10 protein-coding genes are annotated in these 11860 nt (G+C 62.0%); 5 read left to right on the forward strand and 5 right to left on the reverse strand.

The window, feature by feature from the left end:
• Positions 1–95 precede the first annotated feature (95 nt).
• On the reverse strand, positions 96–1205 hold the full coding sequence (locus tag GC425_RS01910; RefSeq protein WP_151844012.1) for a GTP-binding protein: 1110 nt from the start codon (positions 1203–1205) through the stop codon (positions 96–98).
• 113 nt (positions 1206–1318) lie between these two features.
• Here GC425_RS01910 and GC425_RS01915 point away from each other — a divergent pair, with 113 nt between their 5' ends.
• The 4 genes from GC425_RS01915 (at position 1319) to GC425_RS01930 (ending at position 5283) form a co-directional block, all read left to right on the forward strand.
• Positions 1319–1918, forward strand: coding sequence for a VanZ family protein (locus GC425_RS01915; protein WP_151844011.1), 600 nt, complete (start codon positions 1319–1321; stop codon positions 1916–1918).
• A gap of 40 nt (positions 1919–1958) precedes the next feature.
• Complete coding sequence (gene bioA / locus GC425_RS01920; protein ID WP_151844010.1) at positions 1959–3335, forward strand: adenosylmethionine--8-amino-7-oxononanoate transaminase; 1377 nt, start codon at positions 1959–1961, stop codon at positions 3333–3335.
• Positions 3332–4063 carry an ATP-dependent dethiobiotin synthetase BioD gene (bioD, locus tag GC425_RS01925; RefSeq protein WP_151844009.1) on the forward strand — a complete coding sequence of 244 codons (732 nt, stop codon included), beginning with the start codon at positions 3332–3334 and terminating at the stop codon, positions 4061–4063. The genes bioA and bioD overlap by 4 nt, the downstream gene beginning before the upstream one ends.
• Before the next feature lie 194 nt (positions 4064–4257).
• Positions 4258–5283: a zinc-dependent alcohol dehydrogenase gene (locus GC425_RS01930; RefSeq protein ID WP_151844008.1), complete on the forward strand. Its 1026-nt coding sequence runs from the start codon at positions 4258–4260 to the stop codon at positions 5281–5283.
• Here the strand turns inward: GC425_RS01930 and GC425_RS01935 are convergent.
• The 4 genes from GC425_RS01935 to GC425_RS01950 form a co-directional block, all read right to left on the reverse strand.
• Positions 5280–6503, reverse strand: a complete 1224-nt coding sequence (locus tag GC425_RS01935; protein WP_151844281.1) for an 8-amino-7-oxononanoate synthase — start codon at positions 6501–6503, stop codon at positions 5280–5282. The genes GC425_RS01930 and GC425_RS01935 overlap by 4 nt on opposite strands.
• Before the next feature lie 48 nt (positions 6504–6551).
• On the reverse strand, positions 6552–7568 hold the full coding sequence (ilvC, locus tag GC425_RS01940) for a ketol-acid reductoisomerase (RefSeq protein ID WP_151844007.1): 1017 nt from the start codon (positions 7566–7568) through the stop codon (positions 6552–6554).
• A 115-nt stretch (positions 7569–7683) separates the two neighbouring features.
• Positions 7684–8190 (reverse strand): acetolactate synthase small subunit, encoded by a 507-nt coding sequence (gene ilvN / locus GC425_RS01945; RefSeq protein WP_151841770.1) that lies wholly within the window; start codon positions 8188–8190, stop codon positions 7684–7686.
• The gene (locus GC425_RS01950; RefSeq protein ID WP_151841771.1) at positions 8190–10052 is read right to left on the reverse strand and encodes an acetolactate synthase large subunit; all 1863 of its coding nucleotides are present in this window, start codon (positions 10050–10052) and stop codon (positions 8190–8192) included. Before GC425_RS01950 ends, ilvN begins: the two co-directional genes overlap by 1 nt.
• Before the next feature lie 189 nt (positions 10053–10241).
• Between GC425_RS01950 and GC425_RS01955 the strand changes: the two genes are divergently transcribed.
• On the forward strand, positions 10242–11843 hold the full coding sequence (locus GC425_RS01955; protein ID WP_151844006.1) for a mechanosensitive ion channel family protein: 1602 nt from the start codon (positions 10242–10244) through the stop codon (positions 11841–11843).
• The last annotated feature ends 17 nt before the right edge of the window (positions 11844–11860 follow it).

Consider the following 11860-nt stretch of genomic DNA (forward strand, 5'->3'; position numbering starts at 1 on the left):
AATTTATCTCCTGGAATGGAATATTGCGCCTCTACCACGAAACGACCGCGCCGTGATACAGGTGGACCACGCCTGCCAAATGTGACGTGCGACCCCTACAGAATAGCGCGTACCTCCTCATCCGTCAGCATGGCCTCCCGGAATTTTCGAACCGCTTGGTCTGCATCGAAGTTCACACCGATGAGAACCACTTCGTTTCCGGGCTTTAGGTCCACCTGTTGCCAGAATCCTGCAGCTTGAATCCGCAGGTCAGGTCCCGCTTGGTGCCATACCTGGACCTTGTCGATACTGTCGGCGATCCAGCAGTACCCCTTGGAGCGCACCAGTCCGCTGGTGGAGCGCAGCGCCTCGATGAGCCTCCCCCGATCAAACGGCCGGTCGCCGGTGAAGACCACGGAGCTGATGCCGTATTCTTCCGTTTCTGGCGTGTGGGGGTTGGTCAATTCGTCCATGTAGCCCTGGTAGGCGCGCGCCGTATCTTCGTCGTACAGGTGCGCGCCCAAGATATCCGACGCCACCGTGTGCCGTCCCCCATCGTTTCTGACAACTCGCCCGTGTTCCATCTTCTCGATGGTGGCGCGGGGGTTCATCCTGCGCAGGATCTGATACGTGGCGTGGTAGCGAGCCTCGGGGATGAGGTCTGCTTTGGTGATGTAGATTTTGTCGGCGAATTCCACCTGGTCAACGAGGAGGTCGGCGATGGTGCGCTCGTCGTCGGGGGTGGCTCCGAGGTCTTCGTCCACGAGCTTTTGTTTGTGGCCGATCTGGGTGAGGAATTGGTTGGCGTCCACGAGGGTGACCATGGTGTCGATGGGAGCGACGTCGGCCAGCCGGGTGCCGTCCTCCCACTGCCATTCGAAGGTGGCGGCCACGGGCATGGGTTCGGAGATGCCGGTGGATTCGATGACGATGTGGTCGTAGTCGCCAGACTTGGCGAGCTCGCCCACGGATTCCACCAGGTCTTCGCGGAGGGTGCAGCAGATGCACCCGTTGGTGAGTTCCACGAAGCGGTCTTCCCCGCGGGTGAGGTGACCTTCTCCGGCGATGAGGGCGGCGTCGATATTAATTTCGGAAAAATCGTTGACGATGACGGCGATGCGGCGGCCTTCTCGATTGGCGAGGATGTCGTTGAGGACCGTGGTTTTGCCGGATCCGAGAAATCCGGAGAGGATTGTCACGGGTGTTTTATTGGAAATGTTTTTCATGGTGGAGACTGTACACCGTCGTGAAAATACTTACCAATAAATGAGGGGTGTGAGGGCTCACTGCTAGGGTGGATGTTAATTATCCGAAACAACCCGAACAGTTCACCCTCATCATGACCACACGTACCTCCACACCACCCCGCTGGCTCACCCTCCTCGCACTCGCGGCCTACACCGCAGTCGTCCTTGCGCTCACCATGTTTAAGGCCTTCTATCAAATCGGCTATCTCTGGAATCCGGACAACCAACGGCAGCAAGGCATATCCCTGCAGCTGTTCGGCGAGTTCAGCCGAGGCGATAGCTGGTTTGCTCCCCTGTTCGGATACGTTGGCAACATCGCCTTCTTCGTGCCTTTCGGCATGCTGCTCTACTTCCTGCTTCGCGGCCACGCGTCTTCTCAGGGGCACACCTCCTCACGCGGCGTGGCGCGCACGATCGTGCTCACCACCCTCATCGGGATGTGCACCAGTGCTGCCATCGAGGCCGCCCAATACATCTTCTCCCTCGGTTTCACGGACATCGACGACCTCATCATGAACACGTTCGGCGCGGCGCTGGGCGGAGTGATTGCAGCGGCGTCGGATAAGATTTTTGGCCCACGCGGCCGGTGGGCATGGGTGTCCCTCGCACTGGCGCTCGGCATTGTCTTTGCGGTTCTGGTGGGGCTCGGGGAGCGCCTCGGTGACCCGGATAAGGTTGTGGAGGTTAACTAAACCACGCCCAGGTGTCGGGCCGACACACTAGAGTTGAACTATGTTCAATTCTGGCTCATTCCATGCTGCCTCGTCCCACGCTGAGTCCAACACATCAGGGCGCACGGCTCGCGCCACCCAGGCTGCTATCCGCCACGGCGACCGGCAGTTCCTGTGGCACCCCTACGCGCCCCGCACCTCACCCACCGACAACCTGGTGGTGGACTCCACCGACGGTGTGCACCTCACGCTCGGCAGTGGGCAGCGCGTCATCGACGGCATGAGCTCATGGTGGGCCGCAGCACACGGACACGGCTACCCTCACATCACGGCCGCCGCGCATCGGCAAATAGACACGATGAGCCACGTCATGTTCGGCGGGCTCACCCACGCGCCCGCCGTGGAGCTCGGCGAGAGACTCATCGCACTGTGCCCCAGCATGGACAGCGTGTTCTTCTCTGATTCTGGCTCCGTGGCCATCGAAGTGGCGCTGAAGATGGCCCTTCAGGCCCAGCGCGGCCTGGGGCGCCCGGATAAGACCCGCTTCCTCACCTGGCGCGGCGGCTACCACGGGGACACCCAAGGCCCCATGTCCGTCTGCGATCCTGACAACGGCATGCACTCCCTATGGGGGTCCGTGCTACGTCCTCAAGTGTTCGTGGATGCTCCGCCGCCGCGCGGGAGCAGCAGCGCTGACCTGCGAGCATATATGGAGACCGTGCGCGCGGAACTTGTCCGCCCGGATAGCGACATCGCCGGCGTGATCGTGGAACCCATCGTGCAAGGCGCTGGTGGCATGACCTTCCACGACGCCGAACTGCTACGCCACCTGCGCGAGCTGTGCACGGAGACGTCCACCGTGCTGATCTTCGACGAGATCGCCACGGGATTCGGGCGTACCGGACGCATCCTAGCCTGCGATCACGCAGGTGTAGCGCCGGATATTCTGTGCCTCGGCAAGGCCCTCACGGGCGGGTTCATGAGCTTCGCTGCCACCCTGGCGGCCGAGTGGATTGCCCGCGCGATCGACACTCCTGCTGGCGGCGGGGCGTTGATGCACGGGCCGACGTTCATGGGCAACCCGCTAGCCTGCGCGGTGGCCTGTGCCGCACTCGACTTGATCGACAGCGGCTACTGGAAGGAGTCCGTACCCAGGATTGAGCAGGAGCTTCGTGATGGCCTGGAGGATCTCGCCGATCACCCAGCTGTCGCCGACGTGCGCTGCCTCGGGGCCATCGGCGTGGTGGAGATGCGCGAGCCTCTGGATATGGCGCTTGCCACCCGCACCGTGGTGGAGCACGGCGTGTGGCTGCGTCCGTTCGGCAGGCTGCTCTACACCATGCCGCCATTCATCAGCACCAGCGAGCATATCGCCACAATCACCCGCGCGATGCGGGCAGTGGTGGCCGCACACACGCCCGGGGAAGGACTCTCATGATTGTTGCCATCACCGGAACCGGCACCGATGTGGGCAAGACCGTGGCCACCGCCGCCTTGGCCAGCCACACTGCGCGCGCCCACAGCGATGGGCTGGACGGCGTGCACATCGTCAAGCTTGCCCAGACGGGTGAGCCGGTGTCCGAGAGGAATACCACTGGCGATGCGGCCACGATCGCCGCGCTCACCGGGGCTCGTCACGTCCACGAGCTGGCGCGCTACCCCGATCCCTTGGCGCCCCTCGATGCAGCGGTGGTCAGTGGCCGCACTCCCCTGCGGCTATCCCATGCGCTCTCCCGGGTTGAGGAGATTCACGCAGCGGCCGGCGAGGATGGCTGGGTGCTTATCGAAGGCGCCGGCGGGCTGCTGGTCAACATCGGGCTGGATGATGGGGGAGACGCGTGGACGATGGCAGACTTGGCGTCGGCACTCTCTATCCCCGTCATCGTGGTAACCACGACAGGTTTGGGGAGTCTCAACGCGGCGGCGCTCACCCTGGAGGCGTTGAGCAGCCGGGGTGTGCAGTGCGCAGGGCTCATTGGCGGCAGCGTGCCTCAGGACCTCAGCGGCGCGGAGAATCTGGCGACGCGCATCAACCTGCAGCACTTCTCTTCCGGGGCTGCAGCACCGTGGCTGGGCGCACTTCCTGCAGGGGCAGGCGCACTCCCTCAAGAACAGTTTCGGTCAGGAAATTGGTTAAAAATAGAATCATTACTCGAAAATCATTAACAATTAGAGGATGCGGCGGGGGTAATTGTTAGGTTGCGCCATTTATCCCGTAGTGTCCACCACCAGGATAAACATCGCCACGCACGCCTCATCACCCTCCAGTCAGGGGTAACCGGAGTAGAAAGCATAGCCACACCTTTCTAATTTTGGAATGGAAATCAACCGCTCATACTTTTTCACGAAAGGATGCCACCATGACTGAACAATTCTCTGCCGCAGTGGTCGAAGAATTCGGCCCCACCCTCAACGTCCGCGGAGTGGACCTCCCCGAGCCAGGCCCGAACCAGGCACTGGTGCGCAACGTCGCGTCCGGAATCTGCCACACCGACGTCCACGCCGCCGAAGGTGATTGGCCCGTCAAGGCCACTCCCCCATTCGTGCCTGGCCATGAAGGCGTCGGCGAGGTCGTCAAGCTCGGCCCTGGCGAGCACACCGTCAACATCGGCGACATGGTCGGAAACGTCTGGCTCTGGTCCGCCTGCGGCACCTGCGAAAAGTGCCGCACCGGATGGGAGACCCTGTGCGACAACGCCGAGTACGGCGGATACACCGTCGACGGCTCCTTCGGCGAATACATGCTGGTGGACACGCGCTACTGCGCACGCATCCCCGAAGGCTCCGACCCCATCGAGGTCGCACCAATTCTGTGTGCGGGCGTGACGGTCTACAAGGGCCTCAAGGTCGCCGAGACCCGGCCGGGCCAGTTCATGGTCATCTCCGGCATCGGCGGCCTGGGCCACATCGCCGTCCAGTACGCCGTGGCGATGGGCATGCGCGTCATCGCCGTGGACGTGGCGGACGACAAGCTGGAGCTGGCGAAGAAGCACGGCGCCGAGTTCACGGTCAACGCCAAGGAGCAGGACCCTGCCGAGGCAGTGGCCGACTACACCAATGGCGGTGCCCACGGCATCCTGGTGACGGCCGTGCACCCGCAGGCCTTCGGCCAGGCGATCGGCATGGCACGCAAGGGCGGAACCATCGTGTTCAACGGCCTGCCTCCAGGAGAGTTCCCGGCACCGATCTTCGACATTGTCTTCAAGGGCCTGACCATCCGCGGATCCCTGGTGGGAACCCGTCAGGACCTGGAGGAGGCGCTGGACTTCTACGCACGCGGCAAGATCAAGCCGACCGTCAAGGAAGTGCAGCTGAATGACATCAACGATGTTTTCGATGGCCTGCTCAAGGGTGGCATCGACGGCCGCCGTGTGATTCGCTACTAGCGAGTCCACACCTCGCGGAGCGTATCCACTAATGTGTCGATCTGCTCCCGAGTGTGGGTGGCCATGACGGTCACCCTCAACATCGCGGATCCACGTGCCACCGTGGGATAACGGATAGCCGGCACGTGGATTCCGCGTTCCCGCAGACGTTTCGAGATCTCCATCGCGAGCGCCTCATCTCCCACATGAAGCGGAATGATGGGGCTGTGCGGATGAGGCCCCGGATGCAGATACTCCGAGGCCCGCTGTGTGAGATACTCCACGTTGTCCTGCAAGCGCTCCGCCAGCGCAGGCGTGTTCTGCAGCTGCTCCAGGGCCGCCCCCGTTGCAGCCATCACCCCGGCCGCGTTCGAGGTGGAGTACACATAGGGGCGGGATTGATTCCGCAGCAGCCGTGCGGTCTGCGTATCGCAACACACGAACCCACCCTCACTACCCAGGGCTTTGCTGGCGGTGCCGACCACGATATCGGGGCGCGCACCGGTCTCCTCGGCAAGTCCCCGCCCCGTGGGGCCTAAGGTTCCCAGGCTGTGCGCCTCGTCGACAATCAGCCATGCCCCGTGGCGGTGCGCGACCTCCACGAGCTCAGCGATGGGTGCGACCGTCCCATCCATGGAGAATAATCCGTCCGTCACCACGAACATGGGCCCCGCAGGGTGGTCACTCGAGGACTGTGTGCGTGCGCGATGCGCCGCTAATGCGTCATCTAATTCTTCGACGCCACAGTGCGGGTAAATGACGGTGCGCGCCCGAGACAGCCGGCACCCGTCGATGATGCTGGCGTGGTTGCGTTCGTCGGAAAAGATGGTGGCGGTGGAATCGGCGAGCGCTGTCAGGAGCCCCACGTTTGCTTGGTAGCCGGTGGCGAAGTACACGGCGGAGTCATAGCCCAGCCACTCGGCCAGGGAGCGCTCCACGGCATGGTGAATGTCCAGCGTTCCTGTGGTCAGGCGCGAGCCACCGGATCCGGTTCCCCTCTGATCGATGGCGTGCTGTGCGGCGGCTTTCACCTGGGGATGGACGGACAAGCCCAGGTAATTGCTGGAGGAGAATAGCAAAAACTCACGGCCATCAATGGTTGCGAGCGGTTCCTGGGCGGAAGAAAACTCCCAGGCAGAGCGTTCCAGCCCGTGCTCTGCCCACGCTGTGTTGCGTTGGCGGATCGAGGCTGGCACGTCCTGCCCGAAGCTCTTCGTGGGATTATGCCCGGTGTGATCCATCACTGGCCGTGAGTAGGTACCACTACTGACGTAGTGTGTGCGAAGGACTTAGGCGGTCTCTGCGCGAGCGTCAACCTTGACCCAGCTCATCAGGTCGCGCAGCTTCTTACCGGTCTGCTCGATCTGGTGATCGTTGTAGGATGCGCGCAGGCCTTCCAGCTCCTTGTTGCCACCCTCAACGTTGGCCACCAGGCGCTTGGTGAAGGTGCCGTCCTGGATGTCGGTCAGGATGTCCTTCATGCGCTCCTTAGCACCGGCGTCGATCACGCGTGGGCCGGACAGGTAGCCACCGAACTCTGCGGTGTCGGACACGGAGTAGTTCATGTTTTCGATGCCGCCCTCGAACATCAGGTCCACGATCAGCTTCAGCTCGTGCAGGCACTCAAAGTAGGCCATCTCTGGCTCGTAGCCAGCCTCTACCAGAACCTCGAAACCGGTCTTGACCAGTTCCTCGGTGCCACCACAGAGCACAGCCTGCTCACCGAACAGGTCGGTGACGGTCTCAGCCTCGAAGGTGGTGGGGATGATGCCTGCGCGGCCGCCACCGATGGCGGATGCGTAGGACAGGGCCAGCTCGCGGCCGTTGCCCTGTGGGTCCTGGTCCACGGCGATCAGGCAAGGAACACCCTTGCCATCGACGAACTGACGGCGAACCAGGTGGCCTGGACCCTTTGGAGCTACCATGCCGATGGTGATGTTCTCAGCTGGCTCGATCAGCTTGAAGTGGATGTTCAGGCCGTGTCCGAAGAAGACCGCGTCGCCGTCCTTGAGGTTCGGAGCGATGTCGTTGTTCCAGATCTGAGCCTGGGAGGTATCTGGAGCCAGCAGCATGATGACGTCGGCCCACTCAGCGGCGTCAGCGGTGTTCTTGACCTCGAAGCCGGCCTCCTGAGCCTTCGCTGCGGACTTGGAACCCTCGCGCAGACCAATAACAACCTCAACGCCGGAATCGCGCAGGTTCTGGGAGTGTGCGTGCCCCTGGGAGCCATAGCCGATCACTGCAACCTTCTTACCCTGGATCAGGGACAGGTCAGCATCCTTGTCGTAGAAAACATCGATTGCCATTGTGGTTACTTCCTTTCGTCGATCTGGTTGCTTACTCTATCAGATCGTTTCATCAATTGGGATATTTATTCCACATAGTGGAACTATGGTGCGGCCTCACCGGCCGCATCCACTGCTACAGCTTGGAGGGGTACATCGCCTTCGGGCCACGGCTCATCGCGGTCATGGAGGACTCCACCAACTCACGAATACCAAACGGCTCCAGCACATCCAGGAGCGCCTGCAGTTTCGTAGACGTTCCGGTGCATTCGATGATGACAGAATCCGGCCCCACATCCACCACGTGCGCGCGGAACAGCTTGGCGGATTCCACCACCTGGGCGCGGGTGGAGTTGTCCGCAGACACCTTCACCAGCATCAATGCGCGGGCCACAATCGCCTCTGGATCGTGGCGGGACACCTTGATGACCGGAATCAGCTTGTTGAGCTGCTTCGTGATCTGCTCCATCACGTGCTCTTCGGCCTCCGCGCGGATTGTGATGCGGTTGATGCCGTCGATTTCGGTGCGACCAGAACTGATGGAAATGATGTTGTATGCGCGGCGGGTGAACATGCCCGTGATACGGGACATGATGCCGTCGACGTCTTCACACAGAACAGACAGAGTGTGGATGGTTGCCATTAGTTCTGCTCACCTTCTTCAACTACTTCGTGGATTTCTGCGGGATCTTCAGCGGCGGACTCTTCGTCGTCGAACAGCGGGCGAAGATCGCGAGCGTACTGGATAGCCTGGTTGGACGTACCGGCGGGAACCATCGGCCACACCTGGGCGTCCTCACCCACGATGAAGTCGATCACCACGGGACGGTCATTGATCTCCATGGCCTTGCGGATCGTTGGTTCGACCTCTTCTTCCTTCGTCACACGGAACGCAGCACATCCCATGGACTCAGCCAGCATCAGGAAGTCCGGCAGGTACTCTTCCTTCGGCTTCAGGTTGGTGTTGGAGTAGTGACCATCGAAGAACAGGGTCTGCCACTGGCGAACCATGCCCAGGTTTCCGTTGTTGATCAGGGCAACCTTGATCGGCAGGTTTTCCACGGCACAGGTCACCAGTTCCTGGTTGGTCATCTGGAAGCAACCATCGCCATCGATGGCCCACACGGTGGCGTCGGGGTCGCCGGCCTGCGCACCCATGGCCGCAGGAACCGAGTAACCCATCGTGCCCAGACCACCGGAGTTCAGCCAGGTACGAGGCTTTTCGTAGTCCACGAACTGTGCAGCCCACATCTGGTGCTGTCCCACGCCGGCCACGTAGATAGCGTCAGGTCCTGCAACCTTGGACAGCGTGTTGATGACGAACTGTGGTGCCAGCTTGCCGTTCGGGTTTTCCTCGTAGCCGCGTGGGAAGTCGGTCTTCAACTTGTTCAGGTAGCGCAACCACTCGGCGGTCTCAGGCTTCGGCAGGTCCAGGTCCTCCATCGCCTCGTGCAGCGCGGTGAGCACCTCGCGGGCGTCGCCCACGATCGGCACCTGTGCCTCACGGATCTTGCCGATCTCCGCAGGGTCAATGTCGGCATGGATGACCTGCGCGTCAGGAGCGAAGCTCTCCAGCTGGCCGGTCACGCGGTCGTCGAATCGGGCGCCAATGGTGATGAGCAGGTCGGACTTCTGCATCGCAGCCACAGCCGGCACGGTTCCGTGCATTCCCGGCATTCCCATGTTGAGCTCGTGGCTGTACGGGAATGCGCCCAGCGCCATGAGGGTGGTGACAACCGGGATGTCGTTGGCCTCGGCGAAGCGGATGAGCTCGTCGGTGGCGTCGGATTTAATCACTCCGCCACCGATGTACAACGTCGGGCGTTCCGCGGCGCTGATGAGCTTGGCCGCCTCTTCGATCTGGCGGGAGTGTGGCGTGGTGACCGGACGGTATCCCGGCAGGTCGTAGACGGGTGGCCACACGAAGTCCAGCTCAGCGTTCTGAATGTCCTTCGGGATGTCCACCAGGACGGCACCTGGGCGTCCGGTCGAGGCCACGTGGAATGCCTCGGCGATCGCGCCCGGGATGTCCTCGGGGCGGGTCACCATGAAGTTGTGCTTCGTGATGGGCATGGTCACGCCGCGAATGTCGGCTTCCTGGAACGCATCCGTACCCAACAGCTGCCGACCGACCTGACCGGTGATGGCAACCAGCGGAACGGAGTCCATGTTGGCGTCCGCGATGGGGGTCACGAGGTTGGTCGCACCGGGGCCCGACGTGGCGATGCACACACCCACGCGGCCCGTGACCTGGGCGTAGCCCGTCGCAGCGTGTCCGGCACCCTGCTCGTGGCGGACCAGGATGTGATTGAGCTTCTCGGAGGAGTACAGCGCCTCATAGAGGGGCAGTACGGCGCCGCCGGGAAGGCCGAAGACAACGTCGGTTCCCAGCTCCTCGAGGGAACGGACAATGGCCTGGGCGCCATTGATACGCTCAGGGCTGCCTGACCTGTTGTTCTTCGCCACAGTTGCTGGGCTTGGTTGCGAGCGTGATGCGTCAGTCACGGGTAATTCGCTCCTGTTAGTACGGACAAAACGTGAGCCAGCTTATATGGCCGCTGGCGGGGTCGCAAACAACTATACCCCCATTCACCATAGTTTTCCCAAATGATGGTTATCTATTTCCCACAGAATGAAACATAGGTCACTTTTGCACGCCACGCTGTGTAGGACGTACGCGCTAGTGTGGCAAGCATGGATTTCAAGTTCTTCCTGTTCAAAATATGGGGTCTCTTGATCGACCACGGCATCCCCTTAGCCGCACTATTGGTCTTAGCCATCCTCATCCCGCGCGCCGGCAGGCTGCTCAACCGCATCCTGTCCCGCAAGCTCGATGAGGGTGAAGAATCCACCAAGGCCTCCCTGGCGTTGATGGGTGCCCTGGTGTACGTCCTGCAGGCGGTGGCCTACTTCGCCATCATCATGTTGGCCTTGACCAACGTGGGCGTGCCTCCCATGGGTGCGGCGATTCCCGCTACCGTCGTCTCTGCGGCCGTCGGTTTCGGTGCCCAGTCCGTCATCGGCGACTTCCTCTCTGGATTCTTCATCATTTCGGAACGCCAGTTCGGCGTGGGTGACTTCGTCTCCTTCGACGGAACTTCAGACTCTGTCTCGGGCACCGTGGTGGCCCTGACGCTGCGCGCCACCAAAATCCGCACCTCCACCGGCGAGGTCGTCACCATCCCGAACGGCTCCGCCGGTGTAATCACCAACTTCTCGCAAGAGTGGTCCCGCGCGGTGGTGGACATGCAGATCCCTCTGCGCCCCGGCGAGACGATGAAGGACCTCAACGAAGCCCTGAAAACGGCCACGATGAAGGCCTTGGAGGATACGTCCATCCGTCGCGACGTCACTGGCGAACTCGATATCTGGCCCGCCATGTCCATCAATCCTCCGGCCACCGCGGGTCAGCCGTGGACCGTGACCACCCGCATCAACGTGGAGGTCAATCCCGCCCGGCAGTGGGCCGTTGAGCGCGTCATCCGTGCCGCGTTGCTGAACACCTTCTGGGACCGTTACGAGCACACGCCCGACGTCACCGGGCTCACTCTCACCGAGTCCTCCCACGCGCTGCCCGTCGATGCCGCCGATGCTGCTACCGATACTGCCTCCGCTGAGGACTCCACGCCGTCCTCCTCCCCTTCTACCGACGCCGAGGCCTCCACCACCGAGGCACACTCGGACACCACGGAGGGACTTGAGGAGGTGGCTCGCGCCACGTCTGACGATGGCCCAGGAAAGCCGGCATTCTCGGACGAAGAGGATACGAGTCGGCCCGCGTCTACGCGGCCGAGCGCGGAGGATGTTGTCCAGGACACCTTGAGTGTGGGTGGCCGCATGCGCGCCTCGACCACGGTCTTGCTGATTACTCTGTTAATTCTGGGAACGTTGGCGCTGTTTTCCGCCAATCCAGAAGGTGCGGATGCCGGACTGCTCAATCCTGATCGGTGGAGGACCAGTACCGCGGCGTCCAGTGAGGAGACAACCCCCAGCGCCACGGAGACCGCACCGGCAGAGGCCACTGCGGAGAACACCGCGGGCGCCACCTCCACTCAGGATCCGAACGCGCAGTCCGGCACGGTGGAGCGCGGCACGCCGACGGAGAGCAACGGGCGCCCGAACTCCGGCTCCGATAATTCTGAGCGGGAACCCACCTCCAATAACTCCGGCGGCGCCGGTTCTACGGGACAGTCCCAGTCCGGCAATAACTCCAATGGCACTGGTGGACAGGACTCATCTACTGGCCAGACTGGACAAGGCGATAGCCAATCAGAGCCAATTGCAACCAATCCCTAAACAACTGATTAAATGGA

It is taken from the genome of Corynebacterium sp. zg254 (assembly GCF_024701495.1).
In the GTDB taxonomy this organism is placed as follows: Bacteria; Actinomycetota; Actinomycetes; order Mycobacteriales; family Mycobacteriaceae; genus Corynebacterium; species Corynebacterium zhongnanshanii.

Coding starts and splice junctions, on each gene's coding strand:
- GC425_RS01955 (WP_151844006.1), top strand. CDS start 10,242: ATGGATTTCAAGTTCTTCCTGTTCAAAATATGGGGTCTCTTGATCGAC.
- ilvN (WP_151841770.1), bottom strand. CDS start 8,190: ATGGCAACCATCCACACTCTGTCTGTTCTGTGTGAAGACGTCGACGGC.
- GC425_RS01935 (WP_151844281.1), bottom strand. CDS start 6,503: ATGGATCACACCGGGCATAATCCCACGAAGAGCTTCGGGCAGGACGTG.
- GC425_RS01930 (WP_151844008.1), top strand. CDS start 4,258: ATGACTGAACAATTCTCTGCCGCAGTGGTCGAAGAATTCGGCCCCACC.
- bioD (WP_151844009.1), top strand. CDS start 3,332: ATGATTGTTGCCATCACCGGAACCGGCACCGATGTGGGCAAGACCGTG.
- ilvC (WP_151844007.1), bottom strand. CDS start 7,568: ATGGCAATCGATGTTTTCTACGACAAGGATGCTGACCTGTCCCTGATC.
- GC425_RS01915 (WP_151844011.1), top strand. CDS start 1,319: ATGACCACACGTACCTCCACACCACCCCGCTGGCTCACCCTCCTCGCA.
- GC425_RS01910 (WP_151844012.1), bottom strand. CDS start 1,205: ATGAAAAACATTTCCAATAAAACACCCGTGACAATCCTCTCCGGATTT.
- bioA (WP_151844010.1), top strand. CDS start 1,959: ATGTTCAATTCTGGCTCATTCCATGCTGCCTCGTCCCACGCTGAGTCC.